At 38.3% G+C, this 20150-nt stretch carries 21 protein-coding genes and 1 pseudogene; 16 read left to right on the top strand and 6 right to left on the bottom strand.

Features of this window, described 5'->3' with window-relative positions:
- Positions 1-63: 63 nt before the first annotated feature.
- The 7 genes from ABES02_RS22305 (at position 64) to ABES02_RS22275 (ending at position 6690) form a co-directional block, all read left to right on the top strand.
- A complete protein-coding gene (locus tag ABES02_RS22305) occupies positions 64-657 on the top strand; it encodes a YpjP family protein (protein WP_430139734.1) in 594 nt (197 codons plus the stop codon).
- 106 nt (positions 658-763) lie between these two features.
- Positions 764-1345, top strand: coding sequence for a TerD family protein (locus tag ABES02_RS22300; protein WP_223593342.1), 582 nt, complete (start codon positions 764-766; stop codon positions 1343-1345).
- Between the two features lie 79 nt (positions 1346-1424).
- Positions 1425-2204, top strand: a complete 780-nt coding sequence (locus ABES02_RS22295; RefSeq protein ID WP_430139732.1) for a TerC family protein — start codon at positions 1425-1427, stop codon at positions 2202-2204.
- Between the two features lie 78 nt (positions 2205-2282).
- A complete protein-coding gene (locus ABES02_RS22290; protein ID WP_430139730.1) occupies positions 2283-3479 on the top strand; it encodes an HpcH/HpaI aldolase/citrate lyase family protein in 1197 nt (398 codons plus the stop codon).
- The gene (locus ABES02_RS22285; RefSeq protein ID WP_430139728.1) at positions 3421-4785 is read left to right on the top strand and encodes a phosphoribosyltransferase family protein; all 1365 of its coding nucleotides are present in this window, start codon (positions 3421-3423) and stop codon (positions 4783-4785) included. Before ABES02_RS22290 ends, ABES02_RS22285 begins: the two co-directional genes overlap by 59 nt.
- On the top strand, positions 4766-5887 hold the full coding sequence (locus ABES02_RS22280; protein ID WP_430139726.1) for a cysteine protease StiP family protein: 1122 nt from the start codon (positions 4766-4768) through the stop codon (positions 5885-5887). The genes ABES02_RS22285 and ABES02_RS22280 overlap by 20 nt, the downstream gene beginning before the upstream one ends.
- Complete coding sequence (locus tag ABES02_RS22275) at positions 5884-6690, top strand: HAD family hydrolase (protein ID WP_430139724.1); 807 nt, start codon at positions 5884-5886, stop codon at positions 6688-6690. Before ABES02_RS22280 ends, ABES02_RS22275 begins: the two co-directional genes overlap by 4 nt.
- On the opposite strand, the gene ABES02_RS22270 is transcribed toward ABES02_RS22275, so the two are convergent.
- On the bottom strand, positions 6671-6910 hold the full coding sequence (locus ABES02_RS22270; RefSeq protein ID WP_430139722.1) for a hypothetical protein: 240 nt from the start codon (positions 6908-6910) through the stop codon (positions 6671-6673). The genes ABES02_RS22275 and ABES02_RS22270 overlap by 20 nt on opposite strands.
- Before the next feature lie 213 nt (positions 6911-7123).
- Between ABES02_RS22270 and ABES02_RS22265 the strand changes: the two genes are divergently transcribed.
- Genes ABES02_RS22265 through ABES02_RS22250 form a run of 4 tightly spaced genes read left to right on the top strand, consistent with a single transcriptional unit; the run spans position 7124 to position 11120 of the window.
- A complete protein-coding gene (locus ABES02_RS22265) occupies positions 7124-8764 on the top strand; it encodes a YceG family protein (RefSeq protein WP_430139720.1) in 1641 nt (546 codons plus the stop codon).
- 3 nt (positions 8765-8767) lie between these two features.
- The gene (locus tag ABES02_RS22260; RefSeq protein WP_430139718.1) at positions 8768-9871 is read left to right on the top strand and encodes a toxic anion resistance protein; all 1104 of its coding nucleotides are present in this window, start codon (positions 8768-8770) and stop codon (positions 9869-9871) included.
- A gap of 23 nt (positions 9872-9894) precedes the next feature.
- On the top strand, positions 9895-10509 hold the full coding sequence (locus tag ABES02_RS22255) for a TerD family protein (RefSeq protein WP_430139716.1): 615 nt from the start codon (positions 9895-9897) through the stop codon (positions 10507-10509).
- A gap of 32 nt (positions 10510-10541) precedes the next feature.
- On the top strand, positions 10542-11120 hold the full coding sequence (locus ABES02_RS22250) for a TerD family protein (protein WP_430139714.1): 579 nt from the start codon (positions 10542-10544) through the stop codon (positions 11118-11120).
- A 508-nt stretch (positions 11121-11628) separates the two neighbouring features.
- Here the strand turns inward: ABES02_RS22250 and ABES02_RS22245 are convergent.
- The 4 genes and pseudogenes from ABES02_RS22245 to ABES02_RS22230 all read right to left on the bottom strand — a co-directional run.
- Positions 11629-12723 carry a GerAB/ArcD/ProY family transporter gene (locus tag ABES02_RS22245; protein ID WP_430139712.1) on the bottom strand — a complete coding sequence of 365 codons (1095 nt, stop codon included), beginning with the start codon at positions 12721-12723 and terminating at the stop codon, positions 11629-11631.
- A gap of 37 nt (positions 12724-12760) precedes the next feature.
- Entirely contained in the window at positions 12761-13954 is a 1194-nt protein-coding gene (locus ABES02_RS22240; RefSeq protein ID WP_430139710.1) for a Ger(x)C family spore germination protein, read from the bottom strand.
- Positions 13944-15428 carry a spore germination protein gene (locus ABES02_RS22235; RefSeq protein ID WP_430139708.1) on the bottom strand — a complete coding sequence of 495 codons (1485 nt, stop codon included), beginning with the start codon at positions 15426-15428 and terminating at the stop codon, positions 13944-13946. The genes ABES02_RS22240 and ABES02_RS22235 overlap by 11 nt, the downstream gene beginning before the upstream one ends.
- Before the next feature lie 225 nt (positions 15429-15653).
- Positions 15654-16151, bottom strand: a pseudogene (locus ABES02_RS22230) (putative sulfate exporter family transporter); the annotation flags it as partial.
- 8 nt (positions 16152-16159) lie between these two features.
- Between ABES02_RS22230 and ABES02_RS22225 the strand changes: the two are divergent.
- The 3 genes from ABES02_RS22225 to ABES02_RS22215 all read left to right on the top strand — a co-directional run bounded on the left by ABES02_RS22225 (position 16160) and on the right by ABES02_RS22215 (position 18294).
- On the top strand, positions 16160-16489 hold the full coding sequence (locus tag ABES02_RS22225; protein ID WP_430139764.1) for a LysR substrate-binding domain-containing protein: 330 nt from the start codon (positions 16160-16162) through the stop codon (positions 16487-16489).
- Between the two features lie 150 nt (positions 16490-16639).
- A complete protein-coding gene (locus tag ABES02_RS22220) occupies positions 16640-17584 on the top strand; it encodes a thymidylate synthase (protein WP_430139706.1) in 945 nt (314 codons plus the stop codon).
- 221 nt (positions 17585-17805) lie between these two features.
- The gene (locus ABES02_RS22215) at positions 17806-18294 is read left to right on the top strand and encodes a dihydrofolate reductase (protein ID WP_430139704.1); all 489 of its coding nucleotides are present in this window, start codon (positions 17806-17808) and stop codon (positions 18292-18294) included.
- A 52-nt stretch (positions 18295-18346) separates the two neighbouring features.
- Here ABES02_RS22215 and ABES02_RS22210 read toward each other — a convergent pair whose 3' ends face one another.
- Positions 18347-18586, bottom strand: coding sequence for a hypothetical protein (locus ABES02_RS22210; protein ID WP_430139702.1), 240 nt, complete (start codon positions 18584-18586; stop codon positions 18347-18349).
- A 316-nt stretch (positions 18587-18902) separates the two neighbouring features.
- Here ABES02_RS22210 and tatA point away from each other — a divergent pair, with 316 nt between their 5' ends.
- Both tatA and tatC read left to right on the top strand, forming a co-directional pair.
- Positions 18903-19097 carry a twin-arginine translocase TatA/TatE family subunit gene (gene tatA, locus ABES02_RS22205; protein ID WP_430139700.1) on the top strand — a complete coding sequence of 65 codons (195 nt, stop codon included), beginning with the start codon at positions 18903-18905 and terminating at the stop codon, positions 19095-19097.
- Between the two features lie 115 nt (positions 19098-19212).
- The gene (tatC, locus tag ABES02_RS22200) at positions 19213-19944 is read left to right on the top strand and encodes a twin-arginine translocase subunit TatC (RefSeq protein WP_430139698.1); all 732 of its coding nucleotides are present in this window, start codon (positions 19213-19215) and stop codon (positions 19942-19944) included.
- The last annotated feature ends 206 nt before the right edge of the window (positions 19945-20150 follow it).

Raw genomic sequence — 20150 nt, 5'->3', positions numbered from 1 at the left:
GTATAATATTTTCTATAGGAAATTTTAAACTATAAATTATTGATAGAATTTAGGTGAACATATATGAAAAAATGGCTCCGTAAATCGTTATTTGTCACGGTTTCTATTTTAACATTTGGACTTGTTACGCCAACACAGCTGATGAATGCCGTCAATGCTGAGAACATGAACGACCGCGATGCATTCGAGGCACCGGCTACCGATATCAGTTTCGCGCAGCCGAGCAGATTTATAGAAGATTCCGAGTTTAATAGAGAAGAATTTATGCAAAGTTTGTTAAAACAAGCGGAAATGCAATCATACCAAAAGTTTGGCAGCAAAATTAAACCTGTGATCGAAGACGAATTCCGAGAAATTATTTTGCCTAATATTGAAATCGCGATTAATCAAACTTCGGACCAATTTCCTGAGGAGGATTTAAAGAATCTGACGATTACAGAGCAGCCTGGAACTGGACTTTCCGAAAAAATTTTTAATATAAAAAATGACCTTAATGGAAAAGATATTCTACGATTCCATGTAAGACGAGATAATCCGCCGCAAGCAGGTTACTGGTTTAATTTTCACTATCATACCTATCATGATGACTTTCAAAATCACCATGATCTAGGCTCTATTTATTGGGCTAAGAATACACCGCCGAAATGGATGAGTTAATCTGAGCACATTTGCGTTTTGGCAAAAAAAAATTTTATATTATAAATGAAACTTTTTTATGACAGACTCGTAAATAGACTATTACCTAAAATGGAGGAATGAAAAAATGGCAGTAAGTTTATCAAAAGGTCAAAAAGTAGATTTAACAAAAACAAATCCAGGACTTACAAACGTTGTGGTTGGACTTGGATGGGACACGAATAAATATGACGGCGGCAATGATTTTGACTTAGACTCCTCTGTGTTCTTATTAGGGGAAAATGGAAAAGTTACTAATGAAACAGACTTTGTTTTCTACAATAACCCACAAGGCGCAAATGGTGCTGTTGTACATACGGGTGATAACCGCACGGGTGCAGGTGATGGCGATGATGAGCAAGTCACAATCAACTTAACAGCCATTCCTGCAAATGTTCAGCGAATCGCCTTTACGATTACAATTCATGACGCTGCAAGCCGAAATCAAAACTTCGGACAGGTTTCGAATTCATATGCCCGTATTTTCAATGAAGCTACAGGGGAAGAACTAATTCGTTATGATTTAGGTGAAGATTTCTCGATTGAAACAGCGATTGTTGTCGGTGAATTATATCGCCACAACGGAGAGTGGAAATTCAGTGCAATTGGCAGCGGCTACCAAGGCGGTTTAGCAGCGCTGGCAACTGATTTCGGTTTACAAGTCGGCTAATCATTAGATAACAAGAGACCCAGCGCTCGGCTGGGTCTTTTTACAAAATTTTGTTTACTATCTGGGAGGAATTTTTTTAATGTCAGTTTTACAGGGAATTATTGACACATATGCTCAATTTTTTGATTTAGATATGTGGGGAAAGGTTTTAACTGATCCGGTCAGCTGGGGACTTATTGGTACTTTAATTATTTTAGAAGGGCTTCTATCTGCAGATAACGCTCTAGTTTTAGCCGTAATGGTCAAGCATTTGCCTCCTGAAAAGAGGAAAAAGGCGCTTTTCTACGGTTTATTAGGCGCTTATGCTTTCCGTTTTATCGCAATTGGAATCGGGGTTTACCTCATTGAGCTTTGGTGGGTAAAAGTTATTGGTGCCGCATACCTTGCATGGTTATCGATTAAGTACTTTATTGATAAATACAAGGGTGGAGAAGGTGACAATGAGGAAGAGGCTGAAGGAATTAACCAAAAAGGTTTATTGATTCGCTTGTTTGGTACTTTCTGGGGAACAGTAGCAGCAGTTGAATTAATGGATATTGCCTTCTCGGTTGATAGCGTCCTTGCTGCATTTGGAGTAAGTAATGAGGTATGGGTCTTATTAGTTGGCGGTATGCTGGGTGTGTTAATGATGCGTGGTGTGGCCGGCGTATTCCTAACCTTAATTGACCGGATTCCAGAACTCGAAACAACTGCTTATATCTTAATTCTGATTATTTCGGTTAAGATGTTCTTAGGGGTATTTGATATCCATATTGAATCACTTTACTTTTTTATTATCTTACTTTTAACATTTGGAGCGACATTTATCGTCCACTTCCTGAATAAGAATAAAGAAGGCAGCAAAGAAAACAATTCATAATATAATATATTTGCTTAATATAGGGAGCCGACGAGAGTCCGTCTCCCTTATTTTTTACCTTTAAAGTGAGGTTGAAAAATGAGGTTCTTTACATATTTTTACGGTAATGAAATGGAACAATATTTTTATCTGAAGCCGCAAAGCTTTTCTAAATATTCAAATCGTGAGCTTTTATCCTATGGTTTAGGTGCCACGCTCTACATGCCTGCACTTCGTCCAAATATTCATCAAGAAATTCTCTCTAATAAGCATGATGGGTTAACTTCGCTTGTCATCGACCTTGAAGATGCAGTTGGCGACAATGAAGTTAATCGGGCCGAAAGGTTTCTAGTTGAGGAGATTTTGAAATTATTCGGAGAATTGAAGAAAGGTTATTTATCCTTTGAGGATTTGCCGCTTATGTTTTTTCGGATTCGAAATCTTGAGCAATTCAAGCGGGTAACCGAGCAGTTAGGCGATGCCACCCGCCTCCTAACTGGAGTGGTTCTTCCAAAATTTTCTGCTGAAACCGGGGAAGAATTATTAACCGAAGTACAAAAGCTTCACTCCGAGCAGCATCCTTTTTATGCGATGCCTATCCTTGAGACGGCCAAGGTAATTCAAAAGGAAACAAGAATGGAAGAATTATTAAAGATCAAACATCAAGTCGACCAATATAAAGAGATTGTATTGAATATTCGGATTGGTGCTACTGATTTTTGTGGATTATATGGGATTCGTAGAAGTGCTGATACAACGGTTTATGATATTACTGTATTAAGAGATTGCATAACTGATATAATCAATGTTTTTCAACGATTTGAGAGCCCCTATGTTGTTTCTGGCCCAGTTTGGGAATATTTTTCGGCTAAAAAAAGAATGCTGAAGCCACAGCTTAGACAAACGCCATTTCGTGAACGCTATGGGGAGGAGGGGCTTAAATGGAGATCTCGATTGCTGGACGATAATTTGGATGGTCTCATAAGGGAAACCATTATGGATATCGCAAATGGTTTGACAGGAAAGACGATCATTCATCCATCCCATATCAAGATTGTTCAGGCTCTAAATGTGGTTTCATATGAGGAATATATTGATGCAAGTAATATCGTGAAGGCAGCAACAGGGGAGATTGGCGTCATGAAAAGCGAGTTTGCTAATAAAATGAATGAAATTAAACCCCATTATTATTGGGCGAAAAAAATCCTATTTAAATCACAGCTATACGGGGTGTTACATGAACAATTCACCAACATTGACCTTATCAAAAAAGAAGTATACGTTTCACATCCTTAATTCCATAAAAACGGAAATCGAAATCACCGAAAATCCCTATCAGTTACCAATTGAAGACCTTTTTACGATGGCAGCAAGGATTAACAAAAAGCGTTCGTTTTTATTTGTAAGCAAGGTGCTAGGTAAACATATACCGATTGATGCGAACAAGGGGCTGACCACAGCGGCTCTATTGGCTGCTAGATTTCTAGAATCAATCAAAGGACAGGAATGCAAGGTGACAGAGCAACTGCTTTCCTCTTTTCATAAAAGGGAAGGCTTTTACGTTCAACCCTTTATTCCAGCAAATATTAATCCAATTGTAATTGGTTTTGCGGAGACGGCCACGGCTCTCGGACATGGATTTTTTGCCTGTTTCCAAAATGCCGATTATTTTCATACCACGAGAGAAGAGTTTATTAACCAAAAACCTGGAATCACTTTTGAGGAAGAACACTCACATGCCACTTCCCATCGGTGCTATATACCAGAAGAGTTGCTCCAAAATAACAGAGAGATCATTCTTGTAGATGATGAAATGACGACCGGAAAAACGGCAATCAATATTATTCGCTCGATTCAAGCCCAATTTCCACGTGAAGAATATACGGTTGTATCGATTTTGGATTGGCGCTCAGATCAAAACAAAACCCGATTCTCTCAGCTTGAAAAAGAGCTTGGCATCAAGATTAAGGTTGTCAGCCTTATTTCAGGAAATGTGGAAGTCCAGCAGCTGAGGGATTTAGAGGAAATAACAATTGAATCAAAGCAAGATAAAGCAGCGGAAGTGTTAATTGAGAAGGTACAATTAACGCCTTATTTTACATCGAGCAGCCTTAATGACGGTAACAATTCATTCATAAAAGAAACAGGTCGATTTGGCTTAAATAGCACTGAAAACCAGACCGCGCATCAAAGGATGGTCGATGCAGTCAAGTATTTAAGAGAAAAAAGGACCGGAAATACCACCCTGTGTTTGGGAACAGGGGAATTTATGTACCTGCCCATGAAATTATCAGCAGCAATGGGAAGCGGTGTTTCCTTTCAATCGACAACAAGAAGCCCAATTTATATCCAAAACTTAGAAGGTTATGGGGCAAGATATGGTCTTACTTTTCCTAACCCTGAAGATCACGCTGTCACTCATTTTGTCTACAATATACCACCTGGATATTATGATGAAGTATTTTTATTTTTTGAAAGGGAAGTAGAAATAGAGTGTCTTCAGCCTTTCCTGGATGAATTGGAATTACTACAAATCAAATCTGTAAAGTTCGTCTTTTTTTCTAATGCAAGAGGTGAAGAATATGCAAAAAACGATAAATAAACCTGCTAAAATAGGAACCTATTGTGAGGACGACATCCTATTTTTATTAAAGGATTTAAGTGATGTTGGGCTTGAAGATTCCACGGCTAACCGGGAAGCGTTGATGCAATCAGGCGGTCATTATAGCGAATCACTGCCGATTGAATACCAACCGCCAAAAGAATACGTCGATTTATTTTGGGAAACTCTTCATGTGTACAAACGTAAAGTAGCGTTATGCATCGGCATTGTCGCTGAACAGATTTACCGGTTAAAGGGTGAAAGAACAGTGCTTGTCTCACTTGCCCGTGCTGGAACACCGGTTGGAATTTTGATCAAACGGTATTTAAAGTTACGCTACAAGGTGGCACTGCCGCACTATAGCATTTCGATTATTCGTGACCGGGGCATTGATGAAAATGCTATTCAATATATTTTCAGGGAGCATCCTGACCGGATGATTCAGTTTGTTGATGGGTGGACGGGGAAAGGAGCCATTTCGATTGAACTGACTAAAGCTTGTCAGGAGTTTGAACGAAAATATGGGGTTTCCCTTGATGATACGCTGGCCGTCATGGCAGACCCAGGCCATTGCACGACGCTTTTTGGAACAAGAGAGGATTTTTTAATTCCAAGTGCTTGTTTAAACTCAACCGTATCTGGACTTGTCAGCCGAACAGTTTTAAACCATAAATACATTGGTAAAGAAGATTTTCATGGTGCTAAGTTTTACAAGGAACTGCTAGCAGAAGATGTTTCAAATGAATTTATTAGTTTAATAGCTGAACAATTTACAAATATCTTTACAGAAGCGTTTGAAGCCTCTTTGCCAAAAAAAACAGAGGAAATTCAAACTGGCTTTTTAGGGATGAAGGACGTCAAGAAAATCCAAACTGAATTTGCGATTGAGAGCACCAATTATATTAAACCAGGTGTTGGTGAAACGACTCGGGTCTTGCTTAGAAGGGTCCCATGGAAAATATTAATGCGCGATTCAACAAGCCCTTTTGTGCAACACATTCTCATGCTAGCCAAAGAAAAGGGTGTGGAGGTAGTTGAATATCCTAACTTAAATTATTTATGCTGCGGCCTTATCAAATCAGTTAAGGAGAAACACAAATGATTTTTGCTTCTGATCTTGACCGTACGCTTGTATATTCTAAAAGGGCTCTTGAAGAGCTTGGGATTCCTAAAGGGACACTTCTTAAACCTGTCGAGAAAAAGGATGGCAGCTGGGTTTCCTATATGACGGAATCCTCTTTTTTTACATTAAAGGAGCTTTCCCGTCATAGTTTATTTGTCCCCGTAACAACGAGAACAACAGAACAGTTTAACCGGTTCACCATTTTTGCCGAGGATATTCCTCTAAAATATGCCATCACCACAAACGGAGCAAATATTTTATATCATGGTGAGCCGTTAAAAGAATGGGCAGATACTATTTTACAAGCTTTAGAGATGGATTCGGCTGCACCGGAAGAATTGTTAGCGAAGTTACAAAGGGAGGGCTTTCGCTTTGACGGGCAATTAAAGCAGGTAGAAAATCTATTTTTCTATTTCATCTTAAATAGTCTTCCTGATTCTTTTGAGAAAAGTGAACTAAGTGATTGGGTCGCAAAATATGGCTGGAGAATTTCCCTGCAAGGGAGAAAGCTTTACTTTATGCCATACGCCATAAGTAAAGGTACTGCCCTCGATTATATTTGTCAACGTGAAGGAATGGTTGCAATCGCAGGTGCTGGCGACTCCTATCTTGATCTGGACTTTTTAGAGCTCTGCCAAAATCGCTTTATTCCAAAACACGGCGAATTGGCTCGTGTGTCCATGAAATCTGTTTTTACTTTTACAGAAAAATGTGGTGTTCTGGCGGGGGAAGAAATTCTCCAACAGTTCTTATTGCGCAGTTTTACCTCAATAAACGATTGAAAACTAAATAATAGAGAGCAGAAAAAAAACTATAGCACACAAAAAAGAATAAAATGGATAGTCCGATTGAATGCATGACGGGAGCAAGCAAAAGCGTAAAGATGAAACTAAAAACAAGTAAATCCAGATAAATAAAAGCGCTTGCACTCATCACTTTGATGACGTCATTTAATTCATCGTCAATTAGTTCTAATTTCGGTCGCTTATATAAAAACCTCATTCGTGTCACCTACTTAAGTTTGAGTACTCAAATAGTATGTAGGGACAAGGAAAAAGGTGAAAAAGGTGGAAAAATATCTAAATATGAAACATTTTTCGAACACATTCGTATAAAGATATGAACCATTTTTATAACTGTGATATGATGATAGGGAAACCTTACATAATTTGGCTAAGTTTAAAAATCTTTCGCTTTCAGAGGAAGGGATTATGAATGCACCCATCATTAAACCAGTTAATTACCCGACCAATCGGGGCCCTTTCATTTGAAAATTGGCAGGGGTTAATAAGAAAATCGTTACCGGACCGGCCGGAATATGCATTAGAAAATGGGACCATCCAGATCGGGCAAATAGTGGGCAAGTTCTTTGGAGTGCCCATTGATACCGATGAATACTATAACCAGCTTTTTGACTTTGTGAATTCTACCGAATGGAGCATGCATTTGCTAAGTGAGGATTCCCTTGATAAATCCATCAATAATGCCCGCTTTCAAGCAATACAAAAAGTGTTAAATATTCATCAGGAGCAGAAACTATCGATCAATCGGTTTACGGCTTTTCTTGACGGCGAGCAATTATTGTTAAAATCTAAAGTTCCAGTTATTCACCGGAAACTAAGAGAAGCAATGATTGCAACGCTGGAATTGTATGCTAGCCATGAAAAAGATGGATTAAAAAACCATGAACTACGAAGAGTTTTAGTGGATTTAGTTAAGTGGTCAATCAACCATTTACAGCCTTTGCTCGAGAATGTCGACCCGCAAAGAGAAATGCCAAAATTTTTATGGTACGGCGATTTTAAAAAGAGCCATCAATATTTTTTATTTTATTTAGTAAAGCTTGGCTGTGACATGATGATTTTTCATCCTGAGTGCAAGGATATTTTAGCAGACATGTGTCAAGAGCCGATTTTCACCCATCATTACCCGAATAAACTGCCTGCAGAGCCGTTTCCAAAAGAAAAACGAAGCCGGAAAACGACCGTTGCCTACCGGGCCTCAAAAGAGATTGAAACCATTCTAAACCAGGAAGGTTCAGGTCTATACAAGCCGTGGCAACTGAGGGAATACACTCCTTCATCCATTACGCTGAAAACCACTTATGATGAACTGTATATTCTTAGTAAAGAATTAGCAATGATTCGTCCGGATTTTACCGTGGAAAATGGACATGTCAAAATACCGTCCATTTTCGCGAAAGTCCTTGGAGTTAGTAGAAATCGAAAAGAGTACTGGGACCGGCTCCAGGCTCTTGACCAATTAGAGCACAGCCTGCTCATTCGCCAGTTGCCCTTTGCCATTTCGAGTAGTAGTGATTTTCGCTATCATTACCGAAACGCAGTTGGCAGGGACGGCCTGATAAGCCCTGATAAAATGATGCAAGCTCATTACTGGCCTTACTCCTTTTTACCGGCAGGTTTACAAAAAGGAATCGCAAATGCGATACGTGAAATTTGTCAGGAACCAGATTTAAAGCCATTGCCAAAGGAAACCATGGAAGATGTAAAAATTTATCTGTTTACGCAGGCAATGTTTATGCCGAAAAACATGGTTCAGCTGTTGGAGAAATTTGATTATTCCCAGCATGTTCCTAAATTAATTATTTTCAATAATGAATTAACCGGGATGCTATCAAGGGCCGATGCAGCACTTCTGCTATTACTAAATCAGTTCGGTATTGATATCGTAGTCTACAATCCTACAGGGCATAATGACATCGAAAATTATCTCGATGATCGTTTATTTGATAAACACTGGCTAGAAGACATGGTATTCGATTTGGAATTTAAAGAGCCTTCTCTTTTTAAAAAAGGTCTTTTCCAAGGAATCTTAAAAAATTTAAGGGGAGATTAAAAAGTGAATCTATCGCCAAATCCATCAAGCGGCTTAACGCCAGCAGGTGCTGAAGATGTTCTTACAGAAACAAAAGTATCAGACATTAAGCTTGCCCTTCGTAAAGAACCTGAAATTCAAAATTTGGCCCGCACTATTGATGAGCGCGACCAGATTCAAGTTTTAGAGTTTGGGAAAGAGCCAGCCATTCAAGTATCCCGTTTTTCCGATCAAATCCTCGCAAATATGCGCACGACAAAGGTAGAAGATTCCGGGGAACTCCTTAAGCAGTTGGGCAAAATCATGGACCGCTTTGATGCAAAGGACTTTCAAAAAACGTCTGGCGGCCTTTTTGGCAAACTGTTCAAAAAGGGCGAAAAGATGATTGATAAGATATTTGGCAAGTACCAAACGATGGGCTCGGAAATCGATAAAGTTTATGTGGAAATTTCTAAATATCGACAAGAGATGGTTGAATCGACCAATATGCTCGAGCAAATGTATGAACAAAATTATCAATTTTATTTAACGCTAGAAAAATACGTAGTGGCGGGCGAAATAAAGGTAGAAGACCTGAAAAACAATCAGCTGCCACAGCTTGAGGCACGGGCTGCTGCAGGGGATCAACTTGCTTCAATGCAGCTAGATACGCTCAGGAATGCTATTGAGCTATTAGAACAGCGTGTTTATGATTTAGAAATGGCCAAAATGGTAGCGCTGCAAACAGCACCGCAAATCAGGCTATTACAAAGAGGAAATACGAAGTTGATTGGAAAAATTAATTCTGCCTTTGTTACAACCATTCCGATTTTTAAAAATGGATTAATTCAGGCTGTAGCTGCAAAAAGGCAGAAGCTAGTCGCTGATTCGATGAGTGAGCTTGACCGCCGCACCAATGAAATGCTCCTAAAAAATGCGCAAAACATTTCACAGCAAAGCACGGATATTGCTAGGCTTGCTGGCGCACCGAGCATCAAAATTGAGACGATTGAAGAATCCTGGAATATCATCATCAAGGGCATGCAGGAAACAAAGGCAATTGAAGAGGAAAACAAACGCATGCGGATAGAAGGGACAAAGCGTCTAGAACAGCTCCAGGATAATTTTAAGAAAATGAAACAGCAATAAATAATTTTAATGAGGTGATTGTTGTGGCAATTAATTTACAAAAAGGTCAACGAGTGGATTTAACAAAGGGTAATCCTGGTTTAACTAAAATCATGGTAGGATTGGGCTGGGATCCCGTGCAAAGCAGCGGAGGCAAAGGAATGTTTGGTTCCCTGTTTGGCGGCGGAGGCGGTCAAGCAAATGTAGACTGTGATGCATCTGTGATCATGCTTGGTGAAAATGATAGGCTGCAGAACAATAAAGACGTCATTTATTTTGGCAATTTGAAAAGCAATGATGGCAGCGTTCAACATTCAGGCGACAACCTGACTGGAGACGGTGATGGCGACGATGAGCAGATTATGATTGATTTAAGCCGCGTACCATCCAATATTCAAAAGCTTGTGTTTGTTGTAAATATTTATGACTGCGTTAAAAGAAAGCAGCATTTTGGCATGATTCGCAATGCTTTCATAAGAGTAGTAAATCCAACGAACAATTCTGAGTTAATCAAATACAATTTATCCGATAATTACAGTGGATTGACTTGTCTTGTTACCGGTGAAATTTATCGCCACGGCAATGAGTGGAAGTTTGCAGCAATCGGCAGCGGCACCAATGCAGCCAGCCTAAGCGAAGTAGTTCGTTCTTATAGTTAATTTGTTAATATTGTCAAAATGAGGTGATACTTTTGGGGATTAACTTATCAAAAGGACAAAGAATCGATTTAACGAAAACGAATCCAGGGTTAACAAAGGTCATTATCGGTCTTGGCTGGGATACAAACCGTTATCATGGCGGACATGATTTTGACCTTGATGCTTCCGCCTTTTTAACGGATGCTAACAGCAGGGTGACAGCAGATCTGGACTTTATTTTTTACAATAATCTTGTTCATACCTCGGGTTCTGTTGAACATACCGGCGACAACCGCACGGGTGAGGGTGACGGTGATGATGAGCAAATTAAGATTGATTTTAGTAAGGTACCGTCCCATGTTCATCGGATAGCGATCACGGTGACGATTCATGATGCCGAGGCAAGAAACCAAAATTTTGGTCAAGTCAGCAATGCCTTTGCTCGAGTAGTCGATGAAGAAACGAATCGGGAAATCCTCAGATTCGATCTTGGCGAGGACTTCTCTGTAGAAACAGCTGTGGTCATCTGCGAGCTTTACCGTCATAACGGCGAATGGAAGTTCAATGCAGTCGGCAGCGGCTTCTCTGGTGGATTAGCATCACTTTGCCGGAACTTTGGATTGGAAGTGTAATTTTTACGAGTGGAAAGCTGCCGAGTTGGCGGCTTTTTCTTTTTGTGCGTTTGATTGTAGGCGGCTGGTTAAATTACAATCGGCGGATGGCAATCTGTAATCAGCGGTTAGCATGCTTCAATCGGCGGATAACATACTTTAATCAGCGAAAGTCAGCTGTAAAAAGTAATTACCTTTAAATTTCCAAATTTATTAACCTATTTGCCATTTTATAATTCTCCTAATAAAAAATATGGGGGAATTTAGTAATAGTGTGGTAAGCGATTGCCAGGTGATAGTAATATTCTGGGTTATTATATTTCTCATTTTGAATTGATTTTAATGTTTCAATAGCCTAACGTAATTTTGTTTTTCTATATAGTAGATTCCCAAAACATGTTTTAATAAATTCGTTTCATAGGCTGTGAGTTTATTTCAAAGGCTATTTTCTAGACTCAATCGGTTGCCTTTCAATTACAAACATAGGAGGGTACATCCTATAATACCGAAATCAAGAGGCGGACTGATCTTATAATGATTTCACTATATATTTCTTAATGAGCAAACAAATCACCAGGATACATGGGATAATAAATTGTAATGGGATGTGCAAATAAAACGGCACTATTTTCAATCCAATAAATAAGTGCTGGATAATGTTTTTGGATAATGTAAATGTGACTAAAAAGGTTAGAATCGCCGCAGCTATAATTCGGCGGTTTGGTTTTGTTTTTGGAAACATGTGGGCAAGAATCATCACCCCGCCATACATAAAAATAAAAATTTTAACAAAACCACCGATAAGGTTAAGGATGACTGCAAACGTTTCTATGTGTGGCAGAAATTCTAAGACACTGGTGAGTTCCAAAGCTTTCACAAATGGAAAAACATACATGGTGACTGTTTCAGAATTTAATAAGCCTAGTATCATTTCACCGGCTAGAAGCAGGAGCACTCCTGTTGTACACACAGAGATAAAACCGTATTTGCGTAAGGCCTTTTTATCGTTTGCATACGGGAAAAACATCGTAAATACGATGAGCTCCCCGTACGGTACGGTCAATCCGGTTGGGAAAACAGAAGAGAATATATGCTTCCAGCTCGTCCGGAATAGGGGGGTTAAATGGTTGAATTCAAAATAAGGAGACAGGTATCCAAAAAACATCAGAATCAAAATGAAAACTCCTGTAAAGGCACATAAGATAACTGAACTTCTGGCCGTAGCTTCGATGCCAAGATAACAACTGTACGATACCACTAGAAGAAGCGTGAAAGAAATAACCACAAAAGGGATGTTGTGAAAAAGCACTTGACCGACGAAAAATGAAAAATCTTTTAACACTCTTCCCGCGATGTAAATAAAGTATAGATAATAAATGAATCCAAGTATCTTGGAGATCCAACGTCCAAATCCTAATTCCAAAAGTTGGATTAAATTTCCCCATTTTCCGATGGAGTGAAGCATGAGGTAGAAATAGAAAATCCCCACCCCAAAGCCTAACGACAACAAGATTGTGATCCAAATATCTTGTTTCGTTTCGAAGTTCCAGCCTACGACAATAGCACTTCCAAGTAAAAAGTTGATCATTAAGGAAAATATTTCGATTGGAGCTAATTTGACCATGATCCCACCCAATTCCTTTCCATGCAAAGAATCCCTTTTATTGCGACTTAATTTCTCCTGTATCTATCATTTCAACCTTCACTTTTGTCCGAATTGGTATGGTTGAATAGACAGAATCCCAATTATGTTTAACTTTATTCCATCGATTTGGTTGTTTTCGATACAAAATGTCTGCAAATCCATCAATATCGGTTTTTTTCTTTTGTGTTTTCGCTATCAGCTGATTAATCTGGTTTTGCAGGTCATGTTCTGCGTCTTGTTCTAATTGGGCAATCGCTCGGACTGAAGAAGAGTCCATATTGCACGACACATCCTCCAATTTACCTTTAATTTGCATCTGGAGAAGATAGGATGGTTCTCCCTTTTTATCCTGTATACGAATATCTTGTTTGCTTTGAACGTCTTTCCATGTCACAAATCCCGCCTGTTTACGGCATTTCGTTACTAAAGTGGTATCTCGTATTTTCCCTCGAGTTAACGCATAGAGGGTGCTTTCCGAAGATGATAGCCAGTATGATAATCGTTGATGTTGAAAAACGGCTAATCCATTTATCTCTAATATCGCATCTGGGGTCGCCTTTTCGATATTGCTTTTTGTAAGTCCCTTTGAAAGATCCCCCTTTAAAGTGATATAAGGAATGGTTAGTTCTGTACGATTCTGTTTTAGCATTCCTGCTACTTTGTCCGCGGTCATATTCGGGAGGTCTCCCCAGGACTCCCGTTTTCGATTCAGCATTTCTTCGAATCTGCTTCCAGAAATTTTTTGAACAGGCGTAAAGATTTGAAGTAGTTTTTCCGGTTTTATGCCCTTTGATATGATAAACCGTATATTGGAAGGAAAACTGGGTTCACGCAAAAGGTAATGAGCAACAAAAGAAATTCCTTCAGATTTTGCTAACGATTCCCCGATTATTGCCACTTCCGTATCATCCAAGAAAATAGACCGTGGTAATCGATTGTGAATACGGTCAATGGCTTCCGGAATTGTTCGACCTTGTACACTGTATGTATATTGACCTTGTTCCGCTAAACCTTCTTTGCTATTGGAGGCTGGATTATAGATTTGAACAGTTGTGACATAGCCTTCCTTACTTTTATCAATCCCAATGGCAGAAATAATGTAAATTTTATCCAACATTGTATCTTGAGCAAATTTTCCGAAGATATTCGCAATAACCAGTCCTATTATTAGACAAAGGGTAATATTTGATTTCGTGTGTTTACGCTTCATCTGTCTCTTCCACCATTTCTTCCTTCAAAAAACGAGACTCATCATTGGTCATTTCTTCCTGTGACAATTGAATCGCACTGTCTTTTAAATCATGAGTTACAAGTGGAGCAAAAGGAGATAAATAAGGGACGCCAAAGCTTCGCAAGGAACTTAAATGAAGCAGTAAAACAAGCGATATTAACGCGATTCCATAAAACCCGAGTGCAGCACCCACACTAATAAAAACAAGACTGATCGTTGCTGCCGGTATTCGCATTGAGTAAATCGGGACGACACTGACTAAAATGTAGGTAATACAAACCACCACCAAGCTGGCTGGTTCAACTAACTGTGATTCAATCGTCGACTGACCTAAAACAATTCCCGCGAAAATGGACACCGTAATGGCAACATTTTGCTGTAATCGATTGGAACTTTCGTTTATAGCAATCACCACAATCATCAAAACGGATACTTGTAACGAGGTTGGAAAAGGCACCAATTCCCGTTGGGATACAAATCCCAATAGCAATTTGACTGGCAATAAGTTTGCATGATAAGTCATAAACGCTACATAAAGTCCCGGAATATACAAAGCAATAAAATAGAGAAAACAGCGGAGAAGGCGCTGATTAATAAGACCTGTTTTCCCAATGTAATAATCTTCGGGTGTTTGGAAAAATTGGATGAGAACCGCAGGAGCGATTAGGACATATGGAGAGCCGTCTACAAATATTGCGATTTTTCCTTCCAGCATTTCGCCTGCTACCACGTCAGGTCTATCGGTGTTCAACATGAGTGGGAAAAAAGACTTTGATTCCTTTGTCAGTACCATCTCAACGTAATTTGCTTCCAGCACAGCATCCAATTCTAGCTTTTGTAAGCGTTCATAGATTGTCTCCAATATTTTCTTATCCACGATATTTTCAATATACATGACGGATACATCTGTATGGGTGTTTGTTCCATACTGTTTGGTCGTTATTCTTACATTTGGATTTTTAATAATTTTTCGGACAAGAGAGACGTTTGTGCTTCTATTTTCTGAGAAGCCGATATCGGGCCCTTTCGCGACGCGTTGACCCTTCGGGCTTTCAATGCTCCTCACGTTCCATTTGGTTGTATCGGTTGAGAGAAACGTATGGATACCTTCCAAAATAATGAGTGTTTTGCCTACTAGCAAGTCATTTGTAGCAAGCGATATTTCTTCCACACGTGTAATATTTTTCGATTGGATCACAGCTGATTCCATAAAAGTAAGCAGTTCCTCATCCGTTGTAAAATGCGGCAGGTTGTATGTTAATAAAGGTTCTATTACATATTGCTGAACAGCATTCGAATCCACAATCTCATCAATGAATAAAACAGCCGCTTTTTTATTTATTCTTGTTAATGTAATTTCTCTTACTTGAAAATCAGAACTATTTCCCAAAATAGCAGTTAGGCTTTTTATATGGTGATGAAGATCATTTGATACCACATTTCTAACTTTCATTGTTACCACCGGATTTTCATTGGAATAGATAATTTATTTTTCCTTTGGAGGTAATTAAATATGCATTTGGAATTAATGGTCTAACGAACAGCTTTTATAATTATGGGTATTCGAAGTGCTGGAGCAAAACCCTACCTATATCATTCAAAATTCTAACACACAAAATTATGATTTTGCGTTAATACATTCCTCTTTAGGTGGATATTTTCTCCACCTAATCTTATATCAAGTATAAAAAGTTAGTATAGATAAAAGGACTGAAGTAATTATTATGGCTATAAGTGGACGTATGGCTTTTGTGCGTAATTCTTTTAAGCTAATATTTAATCCTAAGCCGGTCATAGACATCGTTAAAATAAAAGATGTGAAAACTGTAATATCTGACAGATGTTTTTTTGATACTACAAACTCATTTCCGATCATATAGCTCCCCACAAAACTCATCATGATAAAGCCAATTAAAAACCATGGAAATTCGAATTTTGCTTCTCCCTCTATTTTTCCTTTCTTTTTCATCCAAAGCATTAAGATAAAACATACCGGTATTAATAAAAATATTCGTGAAAGTTTGGCTAGCAATGCGTGGGCAAGGGCATCCTGGCCTGCTGGAGCTGCAGCTAAAGCAACATGGCCAATCTCATGAAGGCTGATTCCAACCCAATTTCCGTAGTCTATAAGACTTATAGGTAAGAAAGGATATATTAACGTATAGATAATGGAAAAATAATTGGATTGTACGTGAAGAAGGATCTGGGACAAGAGATGCAACAGAAAAATTATTTCAAACCTTACAAATACGTCCTACTAGGTTAATGGAGTTTGGCAGCACTCAATCAATTAAAGAAGCCGTTGAAGCAGGGCTTGGTATTAGTTATTTATCAGAACTTACCGTAAAAAAAGAAAGACTGCTTGGTACCATTCAAGTGTTAAATGTAAAAGGGACACCGATACAAAGAAATTTTTCAGTCATAACAGAATCTGTGGAAATACATACAAAATCTATGAATTTATTTATTGAACTAATTGAAAAGTATCTAAATAATGGAAACAGCTCTAAATGAATACTAAATAAAAAAACAAAGCCTTTATAAATGACCAGTTCGTTTAATAGCTGGGCTCTTTTTTATTTGAAACATGTATTGTAGAGTTCAATCATTTTTGTCCATAGGGTATAATATGTGAAGTTAACATTAAAAACAGAGGGGATATTTATGAGAGTTTATTTAGATTTACTAGAGGATTTGCTAGAAAACGGAGTGCAAAAAGGGGATCGAACTGGTACGGGAACGCGTTCTGTTTTTGGTCGTCAGATACGGTTTGATTTAACTGAAGGGTTCCCTCTTTTAACAACTAAGCGGGTACCATTCCGTTTGGTTGCTAGTGAACTCTTATGGTTTTTAAAAGGAGACACCAATATCCGTTACTTACTTGAACACAATAATAACATTTGGAATGAATGGCCTTTTAAAAAGTGGGTTGAAAGTGATGAATACAATGGACCGGATATGACTGATTTTGGTCTAAGAAGTCAAAATGATGATGAATTTAAAAAAGTGTATGAACAAGAAATGGAAAGATTTAAGAGACGAATATTGGAGGATAATGAATTTTCTGCAAGGTATGGCGAGCTTGGACCCGTTTATGGATCACAATGGAGAAAATGGGAAATGAAAAACGGGGAATATATTGATCAAATCGATAGAGTTGTCAATGAAATCAAACAGAATCCAAACTCAAGACGATTGCTAGTAAATGCCTGGAATGTTGGGGAAGTGGATGACATGAAACTCCCGCCTTGCCATTATGCCTTTCAATTTTATGTCGCAGAAGGAAAGCTATCCTGCATGTGGCAGCAACGATCGGTCGATACCTTCCTTGGCCTGCCTTTCAACATAGCAAGCTATGCACTTTTAACACATATGGTTGCACAACAAAGTGACCTCGAAGTAGGAGAATTAATTTTTACTGGTGGAGATGTTCATTTATATATTAATCATATTGAACAGGCAAAATTACAATTATCCCGTGAAACCCGCCCACTGCCGCAATTAAATATTCTTACTAAGCCGTTAACAATTTTTGATTATAAACTTGAAGACTTTGAAATTACAGGGTATAACCCACATCCACATATTAAAGCAGAGGTTGCTGTTTAACATTAATATAAAGGGCTGTGTTAAATTTGGTTGTTGATTTCCGCTCCGGGCACTCGCTTTCCGCGGGGAGGCCCTGGAGCCTCCTCGGCGCTTTGGCGCCTGTGGGGTCTCCAGTGACCTCTCTATCCCGCAGGAGTCGAGTGCCCTCCGCTCCAATCAACAAGGTGCAAAATCAACACTGACCTTTAACACAGCCATATAAAAAAAAGGAGTGGTCATTGGTGATTTCATTTATTGTCGCAATGGACGAAAATAGAGTGATCGGGAAAGATAATCAACTGCCCTGGCACCTTCCTGAGGATTTGAAATTTTTTAAGCGAGTCACGTTGGGGCATCCGATTGCCATGGGGAGAAAAACGCACGAATCCATAGGACGTGCCCTTCCTGGCCGGGAAAATATCATCATTACTCGCCAGGAAGGTTACGAAAGTGAATGTTGTACCGTTTTTTATTCTGTCGAAGACTTTGTAAAATACAGCCGTGGGCAAGATGATGAAATTTTTGTTATAGGCGGGGCGGAAATATTCAAAGAAACATTTCCTTTTGCAGACCGTCTCTACATAACCCGTATCTACGAAAATTTTGCCGGGGATACCTTCTTTCCTGAATACGATTTACAAAAGTGGGAGCTAGTTTCTTGTGAAAAAGGAATCAAGGATGAAAAAAATCCTTACGATTATGAATTCAGGATTTATGACAAAAAGAAATAGCATAAAAATAAGCATCAGCTCTTCGCTGGTGCTTTGCTTTACAATCATCCTATTAAAAATAGGATCCATTTATTTCATACTCTGAAAGCTTTGCAAGCATGCCTCGAAATTCATGTGGATGGCAAAATTCCTCCTCACGGAAATGTGCTTTGACCCAGGCGATTAATTCTTTAGGGCTATTAAAATATTCTCCACTCCGGTCGCTTTTTCGAATGGTGTATCTTCCATTGTCATCATCAATTGTTACTTCTACAGGAAGAGCTCCATCAAAACTGCAAAGTGAAAATTCCATCCAACTCACTTCCATTCCTGTTTAAATTTTCATTAGTATATGTTCCTAATGCTCAAATTATATGTAAAAAAAGTATAATTGTCAAAATATTTAAAAAAATCTATTAAATAAAATGTCATTGACTATAATAGTCGTTATTGTTAAATTGTCTAAAGAGAGGTTATTAAACGGATTCGAAAATGGTAAATATCACAATTTCAATATTTTTTTTGATATTGTGAATTTAATATGAAATCTTGCATAAAATTAACCCAAATTGGTTTTTCAATACTATAATCGTAGTAGAAATATACAAAACTAAAGGGGATGTAAATCCATGTTTTCTAATATCGGTGTTCCAGGCCTCATTTTAATTTTAGTGCTAGCCTTGATTATTTTCGGACCAAAGAAGCTTCCAGAGATTGGTCGTGCTTTTGGACAAACACTTAAAGAATTTAAAAAATCGACACGTGAACTTACAGAAGATGTAATGGAAGATATTAAGGAAGAAAAAGAAAAATTGACTAAATAAGGTGTGAGATGCTGTATCTTGCACCTTTTTCTTCTCGGATTTTAAACTATAAGAATGTGTAAAAAAGTAAAAACTCATAAATTATATTTACCTTTGAAATTGGCAGGGGAATTACATGGAAGATAGAGAATTACAATTAGTAGACCATTTAGAGGAATTGCGTAAAAGAATCATTGTTTCGGTAGTCGCATTTGTTGCTTTTTTTATCGTTGCATTTATTTACGTTGATGATATTTATAAATGGTTTGTCGGAGATCAAAAATTGCAGGTTCTTGGACCAAGTGACATTATGTGGATTTACTTTATGCTCGCAACAGTTGTGGCAATCGCTGCAACCATTCCAGTGCTGGCATTACAAATTTGGTTATTTGTAAAACCTGCATTAAAACCAAATGAACGAAGAATTACTTTATCCTATGTGCCGGCATTATTTTTTCTTTTTTTAGGCGGTCTTGCCTTTGGCTATTTTGTTATCTACCCTATGGTTCTAGATTTCTTAGTCAATATGGGACAAGGAATGTTTGTTACCAACTTTACTGCGGAACGGTATTTTAGATTTATCCTAAATATGTCCCTCCCATTTGGTGTATTGTTTGAACTCCCAGTGGTGGTCATGTTTTTAACATCACTAGGGATTATTAATCCGTTTGTATTATCCAAAATCCGAAAATATGCGTATTTCGTTTTAATCATAATTGCGATTGTTATCACACCGCCTGACTTTATGTCTGACTTTGTGGTAACATTGCCGCTCCTGCTGCTTTATGAAGTTAGTATCAATTTATCAAAGTTTGTATACCGGAAACGCTTGAAAAAGGAACAGGAAGAAGAATTAGTAGAAGCATAATAGATAAAGAAAAGACCTTAAGGGACTTGCCTCCTTTAAGGTCTTTTTTGTATGGAAAAAAATGAATTACTAACCTAATTAATAAAAAAACCGTTGAAATAGAGTTAAGGATACTTTGTGTATTTTTTGGATAAATCAGGACGTATTGCCTATTTGTGTACTACAATTTCCTTGAATTCAAGTTTTTAATGAAAAGTGGAGGGGTT

This window comes from Neobacillus pocheonensis (assembly GCF_050477905.1).
In the GTDB taxonomy this organism is placed as follows: domain Bacteria; phylum Bacillota; class Bacilli; order Bacillales; family Cytobacillaceae; genus Neobacillus; species Neobacillus pocheonensis_A.
This window is presented reverse-complemented; position numbering and strand designations above follow the sequence as displayed.

Excerpts from the sequence above, each read along its gene's own strand:
- ABES02_RS22305 (WP_430139734.1), top strand. The coding sequence starts at position 64 with ATGAAAAAATGGCTCCGTAAATCGTTATTTGTCACGGTTTCTATTTTA.
- ABES02_RS22300 (WP_223593342.1), top strand. The coding sequence starts at position 764 with ATGGCAGTAAGTTTATCAAAAGGTCAAAAAGTAGATTTAACAAAAACA.
- ABES02_RS22295 (WP_430139732.1), top strand. The coding sequence starts at position 1,425 with ATGTCAGTTTTACAGGGAATTATTGACACATATGCTCAATTTTTTGAT.
- ABES02_RS22290 (WP_430139730.1), top strand. The coding sequence starts at position 2,283 with ATGAGGTTCTTTACATATTTTTACGGTAATGAAATGGAACAATATTTT.
- ABES02_RS22285 (WP_430139728.1), top strand. The coding sequence starts at position 3,421 with ATGAACAATTCACCAACATTGACCTTATCAAAAAAGAAGTATACGTTT.
- ABES02_RS22280 (WP_430139726.1), top strand. The coding sequence starts at position 4,766 with ATGCAAAAAACGATAAATAAACCTGCTAAAATAGGAACCTATTGTGAG.
- ABES02_RS22275 (WP_430139724.1), top strand. The coding sequence starts at position 5,884 with ATGATTTTTGCTTCTGATCTTGACCGTACGCTTGTATATTCTAAAAGG.
- ABES02_RS22270 (WP_430139722.1), bottom strand. The coding sequence starts at position 6,910 with ATGAGGTTTTTATATAAGCGACCGAAATTAGAACTAATTGACGATGAA.
- ABES02_RS22265 (WP_430139720.1), top strand. The coding sequence starts at position 7,124 with ATGCACCCATCATTAAACCAGTTAATTACCCGACCAATCGGGGCCCTT.
- ABES02_RS22245 (WP_430139712.1), bottom strand. The coding sequence starts at position 12,723 with ATGGTCAAATTAGCTCCAATCGAAATATTTTCCTTAATGATCAACTTT.
- ABES02_RS22240 (WP_430139710.1), bottom strand. The coding sequence starts at position 13,954 with ATGAAGCGTAAACACACGAAATCAAATATTACCCTTTGTCTAATAATA.
- ABES02_RS22235 (WP_430139708.1), bottom strand. The coding sequence starts at position 15,428 with ATGAAAGTTAGAAATGTGGTATCAAATGATCTTCATCACCATATAAAA.
- ABES02_RS22220 (WP_430139706.1), top strand. The coding sequence starts at position 16,640 with ATGAGAGTTTATTTAGATTTACTAGAGGATTTGCTAGAAAACGGAGTG.
- ABES02_RS22210 (WP_430139702.1), bottom strand. The coding sequence starts at position 18,586 with ATGGAATTTTCACTTTGCAGTTTTGATGGAGCTCTTCCTGTAGAAGTA.
- tatA (WP_430139700.1), top strand. The coding sequence starts at position 18,903 with ATGTTTTCTAATATCGGTGTTCCAGGCCTCATTTTAATTTTAGTGCTA.
- tatC (WP_430139698.1), top strand. The coding sequence starts at position 19,213 with ATGGAAGATAGAGAATTACAATTAGTAGACCATTTAGAGGAATTGCGT.